Source organism: Shewanella sp. SG41-4 (genome assembly GCF_014164505.1).
Classification (GTDB): Bacteria; Pseudomonadota; Gammaproteobacteria; order Enterobacterales; family Shewanellaceae; genus Shewanella.
Window position 1 is genome coordinate 1 of record NZ_JACJFI010000059.1, and the last position, 18046, is coordinate 18046.

The 18046-nt window shown below is 42.7% G+C and carries 15 protein-coding genes and 1 pseudogene; 10 read left to right on the forward strand and 6 right to left on the reverse strand.

The window, feature by feature from the left end; translation table 11 throughout:
- Both H5202_RS07940 and H5202_RS07945 read right to left on the reverse strand, forming a co-directional pair.
- On the reverse strand, positions 1 to 604 hold a 604-nt coding region (locus H5202_RS07940), incomplete at its 3' end, for a hypothetical protein (RefSeq protein WP_182771611.1).
- Complete coding sequence (locus H5202_RS07945; protein ID WP_182771612.1) at positions 601 to 1098, reverse strand: RNA polymerase sigma factor; 498 nt, start codon at positions 1096 to 1098, stop codon at positions 601 to 603. The genes H5202_RS07945 and H5202_RS07940, both read right to left, overlap by 4 nt.
- Before the next feature lie 299 nt (positions 1099 to 1397).
- On the opposite strand from H5202_RS07945, the pseudogene H5202_RS07950 reads away from it, so the two are divergent.
- Positions 1398 to 3259, forward strand: a pseudogene (locus tag H5202_RS07950) (methyl-accepting chemotaxis protein).
- 183 nt (positions 3260 to 3442) lie between these two features.
- Here the strand turns inward: H5202_RS07950 and rpiA are convergent.
- The 3 genes from rpiA to H5202_RS07965 form a co-directional block, all read right to left on the reverse strand.
- Positions 3443 to 4102, reverse strand: coding sequence for a ribose-5-phosphate isomerase RpiA (gene rpiA, locus H5202_RS07955; RefSeq protein WP_011636324.1), 660 nt, complete (start codon positions 4100 to 4102; stop codon positions 3443 to 3445).
- A 64-nt stretch (positions 4103 to 4166) separates the two neighbouring features.
- On the reverse strand, positions 4167 to 4979 hold the full coding sequence (locus H5202_RS07960) for a mechanosensitive ion channel family protein (protein WP_182771613.1): 813 nt from the start codon (positions 4977 to 4979) through the stop codon (positions 4167 to 4169).
- An 11-nt stretch (positions 4980 to 4990) separates the two neighbouring features.
- Positions 4991 to 6352, reverse strand: a complete 1362-nt coding sequence (locus H5202_RS07965; protein WP_182771614.1) for an ATP-binding protein — start codon at positions 6350 to 6352, stop codon at positions 4991 to 4993.
- A 347-nt stretch (positions 6353 to 6699) separates the two neighbouring features.
- Between H5202_RS07965 and pbpG the strand changes: the two genes are divergently transcribed.
- The 6 genes from pbpG (at position 6700) to H5202_RS07995 (ending at position 11776) form a co-directional block, all read left to right on the forward strand.
- Positions 6700 to 7611, forward strand: a complete 912-nt coding sequence (gene pbpG / locus H5202_RS07970; RefSeq protein WP_182771615.1) for a D-alanyl-D-alanine endopeptidase — start codon at positions 6700 to 6702, stop codon at positions 7609 to 7611.
- Between the two features lie 182 nt (positions 7612 to 7793).
- Complete coding sequence (locus H5202_RS07975; RefSeq protein WP_182771616.1) at positions 7794 to 8438, forward strand: cupin domain-containing protein; 645 nt, start codon at positions 7794 to 7796, stop codon at positions 8436 to 8438.
- An 87-nt stretch (positions 8439 to 8525) separates the two neighbouring features.
- Positions 8526 to 9143 (forward strand): FMN-binding negative transcriptional regulator, encoded by a 618-nt coding sequence (locus H5202_RS07980; RefSeq protein ID WP_182771617.1) that lies wholly within the window; start codon positions 8526 to 8528, stop codon positions 9141 to 9143.
- A gap of 99 nt (positions 9144 to 9242) precedes the next feature.
- Complete coding sequence (locus H5202_RS07985) at positions 9243 to 10541, forward strand: MFS transporter (protein ID WP_182771618.1); 1299 nt, start codon at positions 9243 to 9245, stop codon at positions 10539 to 10541.
- Positions 10542 to 10780: 239 nt separating this feature from the next.
- Positions 10781 to 11131 carry a HopJ type III effector protein gene (locus tag H5202_RS07990; RefSeq protein WP_182771619.1) on the forward strand — a complete coding sequence of 117 codons (351 nt, stop codon included), beginning with the start codon at positions 10781 to 10783 and terminating at the stop codon, positions 11129 to 11131.
- Between the two features lie 180 nt (positions 11132 to 11311).
- Positions 11312 to 11776 (forward strand): hypothetical protein, encoded by a 465-nt coding sequence (locus H5202_RS07995; RefSeq protein WP_182771620.1) that lies wholly within the window; start codon positions 11312 to 11314, stop codon positions 11774 to 11776.
- 200 nt (positions 11777 to 11976) lie between these two features.
- Here the strand turns inward: H5202_RS07995 and H5202_RS08000 are convergent, their stop codons facing one another.
- Positions 11977 to 12171, reverse strand: a complete 195-nt coding sequence (locus H5202_RS08000; protein ID WP_259397240.1) for a c-type cytochrome — start codon at positions 12169 to 12171, stop codon at positions 11977 to 11979.
- 210 nt (positions 12172 to 12381) lie between these two features.
- Here H5202_RS08000 and H5202_RS08005 point away from each other — a divergent pair, with 210 nt between their 5' ends.
- From H5202_RS08005 to H5202_RS08015, 3 genes are all read left to right on the forward strand, one after another.
- Positions 12382 to 13668 carry an acetyl-CoA hydrolase/transferase family protein gene (locus tag H5202_RS08005; protein WP_182771621.1) on the forward strand — a complete coding sequence of 429 codons (1287 nt, stop codon included), beginning with the start codon at positions 12382 to 12384 and terminating at the stop codon, positions 13666 to 13668.
- 876 nt (positions 13669 to 14544) lie between these two features.
- The gene (aguA, locus tag H5202_RS08010) at positions 14545 to 15651 is read left to right on the forward strand and encodes an agmatine deiminase (RefSeq protein WP_182771622.1); all 1107 of its coding nucleotides are present in this window, start codon (positions 14545 to 14547) and stop codon (positions 15649 to 15651) included.
- Positions 15652 to 15730: 79 nt separating this feature from the next.
- A complete protein-coding gene (locus H5202_RS08015; RefSeq protein WP_182771623.1) occupies positions 15731 to 17434 on the forward strand; it encodes an amidase in 1704 nt (567 codons plus the stop codon).
- Positions 17435 to 18046: the final 612 nt, after the last annotated feature.

Sequence of the window (18046 nt, forward strand, 5' to 3'; positions counted from 1 at the left end):
TTGTATTTCCTTGTAGTGTGCCTTTCGACGTAAATGGGAGTTTTTGGCCTTGCTGTAATAAGGTGATTTGACGTTGCATGATCCAGCGCCATAATTGCCACATTTGTTGATTAGTCGGTTGTTGCTTCAATGCTGCTTGTACTTGTTTTGAGGCAGTATCCAGCTCGGCTAATGCTTGGCTAATATCGCTCTGTATCTGTTGCGGAGCATCAGTTGATGATAATTGCCAACTCACGGTGTATTGGTTTTGATTAAAAACATCCAGTTGAGTCTGATGAGTCAACGCAATTTGATCGACCAGCTCGGCTAGTGTTGACTCAGCTAATGTTGCCTCTGTATTGAATGTGGCCCCTGGGACGGTTGTCGTTATTGTGGCTGTTTGCGGCAGTAATGAATTACCATCTGGGCGTTGCCAAAGCAGCATCGCTAGCAAAGACAAAACCGCAACGCTAGCGGCAATAAGCCAAGGTCGAGTCAGATGTATTTTTTGCTGAGATTGAGGCGACAACTGAGCTGTAATCTCTGGCCACAAATCGGTTGTCGGTTGCATCTCTAGCGGCAATGACTTGATTAGACTATCGAGGTCTTGCTGTGACGGGTTCATGCAAGCAACTCCTGTAAAAATTGTTTGGCATTATGGTACTGCGCTTTACTGGTGCCCTCGGCAATGTTGAGTAGGGCAGCAATTTCTTTATGTTGATAACCTTCAATCGCACACAGTACAAACACGATACGAGTCCGTTGCGGTAACTTGGCAATACATTTATCTAATTGGTGATACTCATCAAAGGCAACCGTGGGTATATCCTGCGGCTCAAGTTGCTCAGTCGGTATAAAACGTCGCCACCATGATTGTTGTACCTTTAGCTCATTAATAGCTTGGCGGATGCACAAGCGATGCAACCAAGTGGTGAATTGGCTGTCTCCCCTAAATTGCTCCAATTTATGCCATAAGCGAATAAAACACACTTGAGTCATATCATCAGCAAGATGAGCTTGGCCACTCAATCTAAAGCAAATGGCGTAAACCCGCTTATGATGGCGGCTATAGAGTTGCTGGAATGCCTGCTTGCAGCCAGTAACCGCTATTGCGACCAACTGATTATCGTCAAGTGCCGCTAAGTGGCTTAATTGCTCGGGTTTTGACTGATTAATAGTGGCATCCTTAATGTCACAACATGTCCAATATGATGGTGTAGTTATTTGACAGCCTCAAGTCGGCAAAAGGTTTATATGAGTGTTTATAAATAATCACTTTTCTTTAAAAAAGTTTAGCTTTATTCATGTTTGCCGATAACTAGTTGCTATACTGATGTTGCAAGATTGATCTAAAAATCCTTATCAGATCATACAATAATAACAGTAACGTTAAATCTTACTCTTAGGTGGTAGAAAATATGCTTATTCGTTCGAAACTGATTTTAAGTTCGATCATTTCAATCTCCTCAGTGCTCGCGATGTTTGGGTTACAAAATTATTCTGAATCAGTCCTTTTGGAATTATCAACCGCATCGAGCAGTATTGTTGAAATTGAAAAAAAGTGCTTGAATTACGTACCGAAGAAAAGGATTTCCTCCATCGTGCAGACACTGTTTATCTTGAAAAATTTAAACATAGCATGAATGATATTTTGGCTTATATGGCTGAAGTACGTGTTGCGCTAGAGCACCAAGGAATGGATGTCGGTGCTTTAGAGCATTTTAAAAACAACCTCAATGATTATAAAACAATCTTCAATGAAGTTATTGCGTTAAAAGTTGAAATAGGCCTGACTCCAGAGTCAGGTTTATATGGTGATTTACGTTCGGCAGTTAAAAGAGTCGAAACCGTGCTGAGTGATAATGCAGAGGATGCTCTGCTAGTGGCGATGCTACAGCTGCGTAGAAGTGAGAAAGACTTTATGCTTCGTCGTGATCCTAAATATGTACAAGCTTTTGATGACGGAATTGGCCGTTTTTTAACTCAAATACAACAGTCTAATATAATGTTTTCTCAAAAAGAGCAATTGACTGCAGATGTTAAAGATTACCAAGTTAACTTTAAAAAATTAGTTGATAAAGAAGTGCTATTTGGTTTAACGGACGAAGACGGTAAAATGGCCGAGTTACGTGAGAAAATCCATCAAACAGATAATGATACCGTTACCCTACGTGAGGAAACGTTAGCCGAAATAGAGCATGGTAAAAAGCAGGCTTTTATTATTGGCTTAAGTATATTTTTGTTAATCGCTGCAGTGCTGTGTATTTTCACCTATTTAATTATTCGTAGCATTATTAAACCGGTACAAGATATAACCGATGTAATTTCGTCAATTGAAAAAAGTAAGGACTTATCAATGCATTGCGATGAGTCAGGTAATGATGAATTATCGAAAATCGCCTATCATTTCAACCAAATGGTAATAACGTTCCAAGAATTGATCCAGCAAGTGGACGAGTCGGTTACTGCAATGAATGAGTCGTGCCAAGAGCTGTCTCGAAATGCAATGACAGCTTCGGAAGGTGTGTTACGTCAGCTTAATGAAACCGACATGGTCGCCACAGCCGTTACCGAAATGGGGGCCACCATTGATGAAATTGCCAAAAATACAGAACTGGCGGCCGGTAAAGCCAGTCAAACGCATGATAATGCTCAATCTGGTCAACAGAGTGTAGAACTCACCGTTCAAAAAATTACCCTGCTAGCTAAACAGTTAGCAGATTCCGCCGCTGTGGTTACCGAGCTTGAGCGCGACAGTGTCACAATTGGCAGTGTGCTTGATGTGATTAGGGGGATTGCAGATCAAACAAACTTATTGGCATTAAACGCGGCGATTGAAGCAGCAAGAGCGGGTGAGCAAGGACGTGGTTTCGCGGTTGTTGCCGATGAGGTTCGCACTCTAGCCGTGCGAACACAAACATCGACCCAGGAAATTACCAGCATCATTTCAACCTTACAAGCGCGAACTCATTCTATTGTTGAACTTATGCAAGTAAGCCAACAACAAGGGCGAGAAAGTGCAGAACAAGCCACCATCGCCGGTGATGTTTTACGCACAATTACCAATGACGTGACCAATATTATGGACATGAGTACTCAAATTGCTGCGGCAATTGAAGAGCAAAGTATGGTAGCTGCAGAGGTGGGTAAAAACGTGGTAGTTATCCGTGATATTGCCGATGAATCATCACAAGCGGCTGAAGAGAATGCTGCGGCTTCTGAAGATGTAAGAATACGAGCCAAAGCACTGCATGAAGCGGTTAGCCAGTTTAGAGTGTAAGGCTTTGTCATAGTCATAGTCACAAAACAGATAACAAAATGGCCTAGCATTGCTGCTAGGCCATTTTTTGTTAACTGTTCAAGCTAACTCTGTAAGTTAACTATTTACGCTAGCAATTTATGCTAATCATTTACCTAAAAGCTTGCTCAACATTCAGGGTAAACCAAACGAATAGTGTCGTTATTACAACGTGATGGTGTTAACGCCATCAGGGGTGCCTACGAGTAGTACATCGGCGCCGCGGTTAGCAAATAAACCATTTGTCACTACGCCGACAATCGCGTTGATTTTAGTTTCCATTACTTTAGGGTCTAGAATTTTCATATTGTAGACATCTAAAATAACGTTGCCGTTATCGGTTATTACGCCTTGACGGTAAACTGGATCTCCACCTAATTTTACCAACTCACGTGCCACATAAGATCGAGCCATCGGGATGACTTCAACAGGCAATGGAAACTCACCTAAAATTGGCACTTGTTTAGTATTATCTACAATACAAATAAACCGTTTTGCTACCGCTGCAACAATTTTTTCGCGAGTTAATGCAGCGCCGCCGCCTTTAATCATGTCCATGCGGTCGTTAATCTCATCCGCGCCATCAACATAGACATCGATTAAATCAACACTGTTTAAATCAAATACTTCAATGCCAAGTTCAATGAGTTTTTTAGTTGATGCTTCAGAGCTTGATACCGCACCTTCAATATCATCTTTCATGGTGGCAAGTGCATCAATAAAGTGATTGACTGTAGAGCCTGTACCTACACCGACGATGGTGTCTTTTTTGACATACTGCAGTGCTGCCCAACCTGCTGCTTTTTTCATTTCATCTTGTGTCATAATAGTGTTCCCAATGCTAAAAAATCTGTTATTTCTTCTCTAATTGGCTCGATTATAGCGCAAATTAGTGTGTCGGCGTTTGCTGTCCATCATAAAAGCGTGCATTTTTAAACGCACTCAATACTCTGATATTAATGTCGCTCATGAACTTTTTCTCTAGACGTACATCCATTACGTAGGCCTTAACGGTAATGGTTTGTAAAAACTCGCCTAAGTCATATTCGTTACCTAAATTGACAATAATGGGCTTATTTAGAAAAGTATAAGGTGAGCACTGCGTGGCTTCGCGGGCAAGGGCAATGGCCTTTTTATGGTCAACATGCATAGGCAACGTAAACTTTACTACAACCATTTCATCTAAAGCGCCACTGTTGGCATTGGATACTGCCGTTTTTAAGGCTTCAGCATTGGGGATCATCACGGTATTGTCATCAAAAGTGCGCAGCCAAGTTACGCTCCACTCCAATTTAATGACTTCACCATAATGCCCACCTAGCGTCACCATATCGCCAACCCGATAAGGCGGATTGATCATAATAATAAACCCGGCAATCATATTTTTAGCCGGTTCTTGGGTCGCTAAACCCACCACGATACTGATAGAACCTACCACAGCAAGGACTAAATTCTCGTGCGGATCTATAATGCCAACGATCGAATAAACAATCACACTCAGCCACACAAATAAACGCACAAAAGGAAATGACCGATTCCAAATTAAGCGGTATTTAGGCAACGCTTTATTCAGTTGATTTAAGCAAAACTGTATTAATACCAATAGCAGCCACGCCATTAGACACAGCAGTAAAATACTGATTATTCGATCAAACGAAATGATCTCTAAAAATGCTTGTAATGCTTTACGTGAATCTTCCATAGTCGCCTCGTTTAATTAAACAACTTATTGTTATTCACCAAATGGCTGGCGATAATTTTGCTGAGTGTTGGAGTGATAAAGTAGAAATGCTCGGCAAAATCTTGTTGTGAATATTGAGCAATAATGAGTCCTTGGCGAGCTAAATATTCCAACTGCAAGCTGCTTTGTTCAATCGTAATGGCAAAAATATGCGCGTGCTGACTCACTCGTAATCCACCATGTACATAAATCTCAGCTAATGAAAATAGGTCATTGTCTTGGCATTGTTGCAATACAGAAGAGTTAATACGGCAAATTTCGATACCACTATTCGAACTGCTATTTGAGCTATTATTTGAAGGGTTATCAGAGTTGATATCGGCTTGGTTCGCCAGAGAATACTGCAGTAACAATGATGCTAATTTGGGGTGTCCTTGGCTAATAGTGTACAGCTGTTTGAGTTGGTCTTTGTAGGGGTTTACAACTTCCGCTTGATCATTACTTTTTTGCGTAGTTTTGTTTGATGTTTTTCGGGTTTCTTTCTGGGTTGTGGTAGCCGCTTCTTTGGCCATCACATCGTGACTGATTAGCCCTAAATCAAGCAGATGTTTTGTTTGTATTTTGGCTAATTCGGTTTCGGTGAAATAATCGAGCTGAAAAACATGCTTAATAAAGTGATGAATTTGATACTGTGCGCTTAAACGTTGCCATGCAAATATTTCACAGTTTATGACCCAACAATGATGTTTACGCGTTTCCATTATGATAGTCGCAAAGGTCACAAAGGCTTGATTATTCCCCATCATTCTCAGCATCAGCTTGTGCATGTCATCTATCATAATTAGCTGTGGTGGTTGCTGGTTAATCGCTGCAATCGTCTCGGTGATGGTGTTAGGTGGCGTAACACCAAAGCAATAGCAAACATAGGCTATTGCGTCATTTGCGCTTAATGGCGCTTGATAAAAACTCATTAGTAGCCACTTGGACGGCAACGGTTTTATATCAGGCATCGGTGCTTTATTAGCGTCTTCGGCGATAATGGTTTGTAGTAAAGGCGGCAGTTGGCCTAAAAAAGATGATCCTCCAGCTCCAGCTGGCGAGACAATGGCACTGATTTCACCGTGATGATTACGCCATTGATTGATGACATCGGTAATCTGGTTGAGTTGTTTTTCTCGGCCAACAAAATTATCACTCGCATAAAGTGACTGATATAACATCACCTGAGTAATCGGGCCTCGACGAGCTTGAAGCGGATATTGGTTCGCTATGGTCTTGAGCGATATCTGCCCTTGTTGTGCTTCATCGGTCTCTGTTTTGAGGGTAGCTTTAGAGGCAAATAAGCTATTGAGCCATGGGTTTAATCGACTTAAAAAACGCAAGTTAATGTCCATTTATACTCTCTTTTAACACGACTTATTTAATATTAACATGAAGACTACAAAAAGCGGTATCTGTGCTGAAACACATCTTCTTATGTACTTTGTTCGATAACAAATGCTTCAATAATTGATTGCCAACGCTATGGCGAAAATAGCTCTCTTGGTGAACGTCGGGTTATCGTTCGGCTATTCATCACTTAGCTGGAATGAGATGAACATTCGTTATTGCTAATGTTTTTTAGTTCAAACTGCGGTCAATCAGCTAAAAACTTACTAAAAGTGATTATTTATCTATTGCCCGGCTAATCCTTTATCGTATACTCAATGACATTATTAGGTTTATTTTTTAAGTGATACTAATGAAATTTCGTTTGTTTTTTGCCTGTGCTTTATTATGTTCAACTACGTTGAGCAGCCCAATGTCTTTTGCAGCACAAGTTGTGCAAAACAAACCTCAACAAGAGTTAGCTTCCGGTAGTGCTATGTTGGTCGACTTAACCACCAATGAAGTTTTATATTCAAGTAATCCCAATCAACCAGTGCCTATAGCGTCAGTTACCAAGTTAATGGCTGCCATGGTGACGTTGGATGCCAAGCTTCCATTAGATGAAAAAATCTCAGTAAAAATTACTGACTCACCTGTGATGCGTAATATTTATTCACGAGTGCGTTTAGGCAGCGTGGTGACTCGTGAAACCATGTTGTTATTAACATTAATGTCGTCAGAAAATCGTGCCGCGACCTCGCTTGCACATAATTATCCAGGTGGATTTAAGGCTTTTGTACGTGCAATGAACGACAAAGCGACCGCACTGGGCATGAGCCAAACCCGTTATGTTGAACCAACGGGCTTGTCACCTGACAATGTATCTAGCGCAAATGATCTCATTTTATTGCTTAAAGCCAGTCAAACGTATCCGTTATTAGGCAAGCTGAGCTCGACCACTAAAAAGCACGTTAACTTTGAATCACCACGTTATGCACTCGATTTTCAAAATACCAATAAATTAGTTTTTAAAGATAATTGGAACATCGCCTTAACTAAAACGGGTTTTACCAATAAAGCAGGGCATTGCTTGGTAATGTTAACTGAAATGAATAAACGTAAAGTTGCATTTGTGGTGTTAGATTCGTTTGGTAAATACACGCATATGGCCGATGCTAATCGACTTAAAAAATGGTTAGAAACCGGCAGAACCACCCCAATTCCTGCTTCTGCTAAAGCGTACAAAAAGCAACGCCAGATAGCAGCCAATAATTCAGCAAGTTAATCGGCTCAAGTATTTCTTAATCATTAAACCTGTAAATTGTATTTGCAGGTTTTTTTATAGAAAATTTATTCTTATTAATCAATAAAAAGCACCTTAAAGTACCTATTAAACCAATAAGTGCTTGCTGTTCATCGCATTGATTTCGCCATAAACTGTTAGAAATGTCGTTTAAAGGTATCAATATGTTAAACATGGATTTTAGCCAGCGAGTGGTGATCAACACTGCAGATCTTGAATGGCAAAATAGCCCCGCCGCGGGCGTATTACGTAAACGCTTAGCGCGCGAAGAGGCTGAACGTGGCCATGCGACAAGCATTGTTCAATACCAAGCCGGTGCTAAATTTAACTCACACCCTCATCCATTAGGCGAAGAGATTTTAGTGCTCGACGGGGTGTTTTCTGATGAAACCGGTGACTATCCCGCTGGCACGTATTTACGAAATCCTGAAGGTTTTGTCCATGCGCCATTTAGTGTGCAAGGTTGTACGTTATTGGTTAAGTTGCATCAGTTCCAAACCACAGACTCACAACAAGTGGCCATAAATACCAATGAGACAGAATGGTTGCAAGGTCATGGTCAGTTGCAGGTTATGCCGCTTCATCAACATGGTACCGAATCGACCGCATTAGTGAAGTGGCCCGCGGGGACACACTTTCAACCGCACCGTCATTTTGGTGGCGAAGAAATCTATGTCATTAGCGGGGAGTTTATCGATGAGCTTGGCCGGTATCCTGCAGGCACATGGATCCGCAGTCCGCATTTAAGTCAGCATAATCCGTATGTGGAGCAAGACACGGTTATTTTAGTCAAAGTAGGCCATTTATAACAATCGGTAGAAATCCATAAAACGATGGTATTTAGTCGTCAGATTCACTATAAAGACTTTATAGATTATTTTAGTGAAGAGTGAATTATGCAAGTGCCTGATAAGTGGGATATGGGAGCCAGAGAGTTAATCCATCAGTTTATTAACCGATATGGTTTTGCGACTGTTGTGTCTACTGATTTAGAGGGCTCGCACTTACCTTTATTACTCATTGCCTCAGAGGGCGAAAATGGCACCTTGTATGGCCATTTTGCTCGTAGTAATCCGCATTGGAAACACATAGAAAACACAAAAGTGCTGTGTATTTTCAATGGCCCACACTCTTATATCTCACCCACCTGGTATGACTCCCATCCAGCTGTTCCGACTTGGAATTACAGCGTAGTACATGCAAAAGGCATTATTGAATTAACGGATGATGCGACCACCGCACAAATACTCGAATCTACCATTCAACAATATGAACCTTCATTGCTAGAAAGTGGTGGCTTTATTGCCGATGATTACCAACAAAAATTAGCCAAGGGGATTGTTGGCTTTAAGATTGTCATCGATGAGTTACAAGGTAAGCAAAAATTAGGGCAGCACCGTAACCAAAGCGATCAACAAGGTGTGGTTAAAGGCTTATCACTGTCAAATAGAACAGATGAAAAACAGCTATTAGATTATATGATCAGTAATAACATAGGATTAGGTAATAAATAGTAGTTCAATTGTGCAAATCCAGTTAGGATTAGCCCTATAAAAAGTCCATCTATTTAGTCTGTCATAATTCATTTCAGCATCACTCTTTAAGGATAAAAAGTGCATAGCGATATTTCTGTAGCGCGGTTTAAGCAATTTCCACGACTAATGTGGATATTGCTATTTGGCTCGTTTATTACCCGCGGTAGTTATTACATGGTATGGCCATTTTTGGCTGTCATCTTGTATGAAAAATTTGCTTTAAGCGCCACTGAGGTGGGTTTAGTACTGTCGAGTGCGGCGATTATATCGGTATTTACCAGTTTTATTGGTAGCGCCCTGTCAGATCGAATCGGACGTCACAAGCTAATGTACTTTACCGGTGTGCTTTATATCATCTCGTTTTCATTATTGGCACAAGTCGATTCAGTCAAAGGCTATGTGGTCGTCATGACTCTGTGTTCTATTGCTACTGCAATATGGCGACCGCTAACGTCAGCCACCATTGGCGACATTATTGACGATCCTAAAACCCGTGAGTTGGCGATGCAATCACTGTATTTTATCGTTAACGTAGGTTGCGCTGTCGGGCCAATGTTAGGTGTTTGGTTAGGCTTAACCGGAAAACAATCGAGTTTTTATATTACTGCGGCGGCTTTTGCTGCTTTGTTGGGGTTATTATTTTGGGGTTTTAGGCATCAAGCTCGCCAGACTCATTCATCGGCTCCAGAGCTGGTTGCAGATGGACTCATTCCTGTTATGGGTGATGCAACAGCTGCTGTTAAGCGTAAACCTGCTGCGATGAATCGACAGCAAATTATGGTGATTTTATGGCAAGATAAATTATTGCAAGGTCTTATTTTTGCAAATATTTTGTGTATGTTTATTTATGCGCAAATGGACAGTTCACTGATCCAATATCTCACTCGCTCAAATGCTCCCGATTTATTGACACTGATTTCGGCAATGATTTTTACCAATGCCTTAGTCATTATCTCGACCCAATTTTTATTATTAAGATTAATGGCTGGTTACAGCTTGGTTCATCGAATTCAGTTTGGATTGATGCTGCTGGTTTGTTCACAAATTTGGTTAGCGTATAACCCCATTGATTTGTTTTGGGGCTGGATTGGCGCTGTTATTGTTATGAGCTTAGCCGAAACCATTTTATTCCCAACGATGAACGTGCACATTGACAGGCTAGCCCCTAAACATTTACGTGGGGCGTATTTTGGCGCGGCATCATTTTATGATTTGGGATTTGCATTTGCGCCACTGGGCGGCGGGATTATTTTGGATCATCTTGGTGGATATTGGTTGTTTATCATTGGTGCATTATTGTCGTTGGTGGTGATTTATTTATACAGTATGTTGGAAAAGTTACCACGGCCAGATTTTGCTGCACTAAAGCTGGATTAATTGTCGATGGTCTATGCTTGAACTCTATTAAATTTAACATTGTAGTAGGCATTTACAGAGGGTTTGGGCCTCGTTTTGCTTTTGAGCTTTTTGATCGTGAGCTTTAGCTTTTTTCGCTATAGTAAGTGTGGTCATTTTGCTAAAGTTTTGATCTACAGTTATCGGGTTTTGTATTGTTTATTTACTTTAATTCGATTTTTATTTTAACTTTAACTTTAACTTAGGGCAGGGCTTAACTTATGGCATCAACGGATATTAACCCGTTTATTGCATCGCTAACATCACAAGCTGATGCAATCCGTTTTGAAGATACTATGGCTGTTATTGATGGTCATTATGATTTCACGCCAAGTGCATTTAAAAATGGTGATCAGCTTAATGAAGCCGGGCAGAATTCAGGTTCTTGTAAGGTGTTTGCGTTTGGGCAAATTAATCAGTTAACGGTGCAACAAACCTTGGCTATGTTTGGCCAACATTACCGAGATGTAGTGGATACACCGCAAGGAACCGACCATCAAAATATTCGTCAGTTTATCCAGAATGGCTGGAAAGGGGTGTTATTTTCGCAATTGGCATTGAAACAAAAGTAACCATTATACGCCAACATTAATTAACAATAATCTAGTTAGTGTCGACAATAGTGCTAAATACGATTACCTTTGCACCCATATCAACCGTATCAATAATACTATTTGGTTTTTTTTAACGGTAAGGCATATCGCTGGTTAACAATTATAACAAGCGCTTATTAATCGCAAAGGAACCTATTTATGAATCGTCATATACTATCTCTCATTATTATTAGCACCCTAATGGTGTTTTCTACAGGTTACAGTGTTGCTAAAGACAACGACTCGCATGGTAAACATAAATCTGAAAAACATGAAAAAAAGCATGACAAGAAGCATGATCATCAAGAAGTCTATTTTAGTAATGATCGCCAAGTCATCATTAATAACTATTATTACACCAGTCGTGATGCTAAGCATTGTCCTCCAGGGTTAGCGAAAAAACACAATCGCTGCCAAGCACCAGGTAGTACTAAGCAATGGCGTAAAGGTTACTCGTTACCTGCTGATGTAGTTTACTATGATGTACCCTCTGCACTTACCGTTCAGCTAGGTCGTACGCCAGAAGGACAAAAGATTGTTCGAGTGGGTACTGATTTGCTATTGATTAGCGTAGGTACTGGTATGGTGCTAGATGCAATACAAGATCTTAACGATGTATTGTAATGTTTTGGGGTAATACCTTGTTAGGTGCCAGCCATAACAAGGTAAATAGTGCTTAGATGAATTAACGGTTTTAACCACATTAATTTTGGCGCTTTACCCAAACAGAGTGAGTGAAAGCTAACCGCCTTCCTCGTTAAAATGAAAAGCCGACTAGAGTCGGCTTTTTTTGTAGGTACGCATTCTACAACTTATTCAACTACTTAATCGCGTTCGAATATCACTTCTTTTAAATCATTAACTGTATTCAAATCTACATCACCTGGCTGATTACTCCATGTGACTCGCAGATAATTGGTTAATTCTTTAAGCTGTTCATCACTTAACTCATCGGCATAACCCGGCATGGCATAAAAGCTGGTGGTGTTGTAGTGTTGGCTCTTTATACCTTTAAGCATTACCGCGACGATATCGTGATTGGTGTTAATGAGTCAGTTTGATTAACTGAAACCGACGACAATTAGGCATTATGCAGTCTCAGTTAACGTCCTGCATGTCTCAATTTTTACCACTATTTTGTGCTAGTTCAACGTTAGCATCGTCCACACTATTAAAGCGTTAATGAACCGCTTACACTACAAATAGCTTAATTACCTTGAGTAATATTAATGAAACCAATTATTTGTAGCAGTGCTTTAGAGGCCGTATCCTTAATCGAAAGTGGTGAAACCTTGTGGACTCATTCCATGGGGGCAACCCCAAAACTACTGCTCGATGCGTTAGCTCAACATGCGTTAACAAAGCATGGTTTAACATTATTGCAGTTGCATACCGAGGGGGCTGAATCGCTAAGTGATCCACGTTTAAGGGAGCATCTTCGTCATCGTTGCTTTTTTACCGGTTCACCCACACGATCATTGCTACAACAAGGTGATGCCGATTATGTGCCAATTTTTCTTTCTGAGGTGCCTAAGTTGTTTCGTTCAGGCGAGCAACACATCGACACCGCCATCGTTCAAGTTTCCCCTCCAGATAAACATGGTATCTGTTCTTTAGGTATATCGGTTGAGGCAACGTTAGCGGCCTGCCAAATGGCGGGAAAAATCATTGCCCACATTAACCCAATGATGCCTCGTACTCATGGTGATGGTTTTATTCATTACAACAAGTTCGCTGCCGTGTATGAGCAGAGCATGCCGTTACCACAACATCTATTCGCCCCAAGCGATGCGATAAGCTTGGCCATCGGCCAGAATGTGGCCAAATTGGTACGTGATGGCGCTTGCTTACAAATGGGTATCGGCGCGATTCCAGACGCAGTGCTGGCGTGCTTAACTGAACATAAAGATTTAGGCGTTCACACTGAGTTATTTTCTGATGGCGTGCTTAATCTGGTTGAGCTTGGCGTAATAAACAATAGCCGTAAGAAAGTCCATCCCGGCAAGACAGTGACAGGCTTTGCATTGGGAAGCCAACGACTTTATGACTTTGTGGATGACAACCCATCGGTAATATTCATGGATATTGAACAGGTTAATGACACGGCTATTATCCGTAAAAACCCTAATGTGATGTCGATAAATTCTGCATTACAGGTCGATATTTCTGGCCAAGTGTGTGCTGATTCATTGGGCACGCAAATTTATTCAGGCGTGGGCGGTCAGATGGACTTTATACGTGGTGCAGGGCTTTCTGAAGGTGGCCGATCTGTCATCGCATTACCCAGTACTGCAGCTAATGGCACCGTGTCGCGTATTGCTACCGTTTTATCGCCAGGCGCAGGCGTGGTAACCACTCGTGCGCATGTGCACTATATTGTCACAGAGTATGGAACCGCTTATCTACGCGGTAAGTCGTTACGAGAACGAGCGCGTGCGCTTATCGATATTGCCCACCCGAAATTTAGAGAGCAGCTTTGCCAAGAAGCTTTTGAGATGTGGCGACTTAAGGTTTAAATACTGATGATTTATGAATCTGTCATTCCGGTAATGCTTATCAGCCGGAATCCAGCTCTTCTTTTATTATTTATATTTAATGGCCTGCGGCCACATCAATGTTAGAAACAAGAGTAGATCGCAAGGTTTAACTCTGCACGAGCCAAGAGGGGATCAACAGTATCTCCTCTTTACTGTTTATAAAATAATTGGCCCTTGCCGATCCAGCAACATATTCGCGATTTACCAAAACAACAGCAGCGAAAAGGTCGCGACGGAAATGGATCCAGTTTGTAACCTCATTTGAATCCTACCTCTGCCAATTTTGTCGCAAAGAGTCAAAAACACTAACGCTTCCGATGGTACGTTCTGTACTGCGAAAGCTAGCCTGACTCTGATAGGCAGTATTACTTGACGCACATGGTCAATGATGTTGCCGATATGATTCTGGCATTTCCAATATCCATATAGGTCAGATGTGCATGAAAGGCCTGTCAGGCTTACCCATTCTTTTATAAAAGTCTTCAACATCGTCAAGTTCAGAGTTGAATTTTTTCATTTCAAGTCAAGAAAACTCACTCGTTTTTGACCTATTTGGTGATTGCACTTATATCTAGTGAGCAATAAACTTACACCTTATTACCCTACAAATTCTTATCTATCCTCTGTATACAACTCTTTAGCGTAAGCAGTCTTAAATGATATGATATACAGTCATATTTCAACGAAGCTAAAACTCACCTAGTGAAGACGTGGCAATTTCGGCCTAGCTATCCGTGTGATGAATGCGGTTATTCGATTTGTTTATTTGATTGATGTTAGGTGTATTTTTATTCTGTCGTCCTATGTTAGGGCGCTCATCCTTATCGTTTTTAAGCATTACTGGAGATAAAACCCATGACAAACGTGAATGCCACGCAGTTAACCACTAAACCATCCCAAGATGGTTTTTGCATGCCAGCCGAATGGGCGGCGCAGCAAGCTGTGTGGATGATTTGGCCATATCGTCCCGACAACTGGCGCTCTGCAGGCGCTTATGCTCAGGCGACGTTTGCTAAAGTTGCCGATGCCATTGGTGTGGTTACCCCTGTTTACATGGGTGTACCTAAGGCGTTTTTGACAGAGGCCAAGATGGTTATGCCTGCTCACGTTACGTTGGTCGAAATAGATAGCAACGATTGCTGGGCTCGCGATACCGGTCCTACTGTAGTGGTCAATGCCAAGGGCGAATGCCGTGGTGTTGACTGGGGCTTTAATGCCTGGGGCGGCGATAACGGTGGTTTGTATTCACCATGGGATAAGGACGAGCAAGTCGCGCAAAAGATGCTTACGCAGCATGGTTTTGAGCGTTATCAGGCTCCGCTTATTCTTGAAGGTGGTTCAATTCATGTCGATGGTGAAGGCACCTGCATGACCACGGCTGAATGTTTACTTAACAGCAACCGCAACCCAGATTTGACTCGTGAACAGATAGAAGCATTACTGGCTGAATATTTAAATGTTAAGCAGTTTATCTGGTTGCCAGACGGCGTATTCATGGATGAAACCGACGGACATATTGATAATATTTGCTGTTTTGCTCGCCCAGGCGAAGTGGTTTTACACTGGACTGATGATCAAACCGATCCGCAGTATCCTCGTTCAAAAGCGGCTTTGGATATTTTGCAAAATACTGTCGATGCACAAGGCCGTAAGTTAATAGTCCACTTATTACCACAGCCAGGTCCTTTGTATTGCACAGAAGAAGAAGCGCAAGGCGTAGCAGAGGGTACCGGTGTTCCTCGCACGGCGGGTGAACGCTTAGCGGGTTCTTATGCGAACTTTTTGATTACCAACAATCGCATTGTGTTCCCACTACTCGACCCGGCAACTGACGATATTGCAGCTCAAAAATTGCAAGAAATTTTCCCCGAGTATGACATTGTCGGTGTGCCTGCACGCGAGATCTTATTAGGTGGTGGTAACATCCATTGCATCACCCAACAGATCCCCTCAGGACAGTAAGTAAAAACCAACGAGAACACAATGACCATTAATATCACTGTTGTTTTAACACTTTTGGCTTTTAAGAAGAGGTCTTAACATGTTCGAAGTCACTGAGGTTTCTATTGCCGAGCTGCGTGCAGCCCTCGAATCCGGTCGCACCACAGCGGTTGAACTAGTGAAGTCTTATCTAGCACGGGTTGATGCTTACGACGGCCCAGCGACACAGACTAAACTGAATGCGCTAGTGGTTCACAATCCAGATGCGATTAAGGAAGCTGAAGCTTCTGATGCACGCCGAGCGCGTGGCCAAACACTTAGCCCACTTGACGGCATACCTTATACAACTAAGGACAGCTACTTAGTTAAAGGGCTCACTGCGGCTTCTGGTAGCCCAGCGTTTAAGGACTTGGTTGCTCAATATGATGCATTTGCTGTTGAGCGCCTGCGCGAAGCGGGTGCCATTTGCTTAGGTAAAACTAACATGCCGCCTATGGCCAATGGTGGTATGCAGCGCGGTCATTACGGTCGCGCCGAAAGTCCATACAACGCTAACTACCTTACAGCTCCTTTCGCCTCTGGTTCTTCCAATGGCGCAGGTACTGGCACGGCTGCAAGCTATTCTGCTTTCGGTCTAGCTGAAGAGACATGGTCGAGCGGTCGTGGACCAGCATCAAACAACGGTTTGTGTGCTTATACTCCATCACGCGGTGTCATCTCTGTGCGCGGCAACTGGCCGCTGACACCGACGATGGATGTTGTGGTGCCTTACACTCGTACTATGGCAGACATGCTTGAAGTACTTGACGTTATCGTGGCAGACGACCCTATCACTCGCGGAGATTTATGGCGTCTACAATCTTGGGTTGATATCCCAAAAGCATCAACCGTGCGTCCAGCATCGTATCTGGATCTTGCAGCTCAAGCCGACACGCTTAAAGGCAAGCGTTTTGGGGTGCCGCGCATGTACATTAATAAAGATGAATTGGCTGGCACCAGCGAAAACCCAGGCATTGGCGGCCCGACTGGTCAGCGCATCAATACTCGTGCGTCGGTGATCGACCTTTGGCAAGCAGCACGCAAAGCGCTGGAATCTGCCGGAGCCGAGGTCATTGAAGTGGACTTCCCGCTGGTTTCCAACTGTGAAGGTGACCGACCTGGTGCACCGACTGTGTTCAATCGCGGCATCGTCACGCCTGAGTTTCTCGAGGATGAGCTATGGGCTCTATCGGGGTGGGCTTTAGATGAATTCTTACGTGCTAACAATGACCCTAAACTGAACAAATTAGCTGATGTTAATGGGCATTTGATTTTCCCGCATGACTTAGGCACCTTGCCAAACCGTGAGGGCGACCTCGCAGCTGGCATGGATGAGTACGTCAACATGGCCCAAAGAGGTCTCAAGTCGTATAACCAAATCGATAGCATACCGGATGGTCTGCGCGGCTTAGAGAAGACTCGCAAGTTGGATCTGGAAGACTGGATGGACGAGCTCAAACTTGATGCAGTGCTGTTCCCAACCATGGCAGATGTAGGTCCAGCAGATGCGCACCTTAATCCTGCTTCAGCTGACATTGCGTGGAGCAACGGTGTTTGGGTTGCTAATGGCAATCTTGCTATTCGCCACTTAGGTGTACCAACGGTTACTGTGCCGATGGGGACAATGGCCGATATTGGCATGCCAGTAGGGTTAACTTTCGCAGGCCGTGCTTATGACGACAACAACCTGCTCAAGTTTGCGGGTGCATTTGAAGCGACAGGCAGCAAGCGCCTGATCCCTACACGCACACCAGCGCTTAGCTGATAAGCACTAAGCACTATAAATTGAAAAACGGGATTGGTTACTGCGCGCCAATCCCGTTTTTTTAACTCAAATATAGATACATCTTTAACTTATTTTTTCTATATACAGTGGGCGGGTCATACACACCAGATCAAAGTCGCAAGTTTCACTCTGCACGGACCAAATCCACTGTCGTTCCGGTAATGCTTGTGAGCCGGAATCCAGCTCTTTTTTTATTCTTTAGATTTTATGGCCTGCGGCCACTAACGTCGTGGCGCTTCGCCCACACCAGACCAAAAGGAAACCAACTGCTGTTCCCTCTTTATTCTTTATAAAAGAATTGGCCCAGCCGCCCCGCAACATTTTCAAACAGCGAAAAGGTCGCCATGGGGTAGATCCATCTTTTAACTTTATTTTTAGTCAGCCTCGGCCTTATTCGAAAATACTAACGCTTCCGATGGTACATCTGATGTGAATGGATTCACGAATGTCGTGATGGCAGGATGCCAAGGAACGACCTGTACCCCGAAAGCTAGCCTGACATCCATGTCAGGACTCACGCTATTTTCTTCAACGCCCTCAATTTAAATGTTGAACCGGTCCATTTCCAAGTCAAGAAAACTAACTCGTTTT

Bases quoted from the DNA above. Each gene is read 5' to 3' on its own strand.
- H5202_RS08015 (WP_182771623.1), top strand. From the start codon at position 15,731: ATGTTCGAAGTCACTGAGGTTTCTATTGCCGAGCTGCGTGCAGCCCTC.
- rpiA (WP_011636324.1), bottom strand. From the start codon at position 4,102: ATGACACAAGATGAAATGAAAAAAGCAGCAGGTTGGGCAGCACTGCAG.
- H5202_RS07965 (WP_182771614.1), bottom strand. From the start codon at position 6,352: ATGGACATTAACTTGCGTTTTTTAAGTCGATTAAACCCATGGCTCAAT.
- aguA (WP_182771622.1), top strand. From the start codon at position 14,545: ATGACAAACGTGAATGCCACGCAGTTAACCACTAAACCATCCCAAGAT.
- H5202_RS07975 (WP_182771616.1), top strand. From the start codon at position 7,794: ATGTTAAACATGGATTTTAGCCAGCGAGTGGTGATCAACACTGCAGAT.
- H5202_RS08005 (WP_182771621.1), top strand. From the start codon at position 12,382: ATGAAACCAATTATTTGTAGCAGTGCTTTAGAGGCCGTATCCTTAATC.
- H5202_RS08000 (WP_259397240.1), bottom strand. From the start codon at position 12,171: ATGCTTAAAGGTATAAAGAGCCAACACTACAACACCACCAGCTTTTAT.
- H5202_RS07980 (WP_182771617.1), top strand. From the start codon at position 8,526: ATGCAAGTGCCTGATAAGTGGGATATGGGAGCCAGAGAGTTAATCCAT.
- H5202_RS07960 (WP_182771613.1), bottom strand. From the start codon at position 4,979: ATGGAAGATTCACGTAAAGCATTACAAGCATTTTTAGAGATCATTTCG.
- H5202_RS07990 (WP_182771619.1), top strand. From the start codon at position 10,781: ATGGCATCAACGGATATTAACCCGTTTATTGCATCGCTAACATCACAA.
- pbpG (WP_182771615.1), top strand. From the start codon at position 6,700: ATGAAATTTCGTTTGTTTTTTGCCTGTGCTTTATTATGTTCAACTACG.
- H5202_RS07995 (WP_182771620.1), top strand. From the start codon at position 11,312: ATGAATCGTCATATACTATCTCTCATTATTATTAGCACCCTAATGGTG.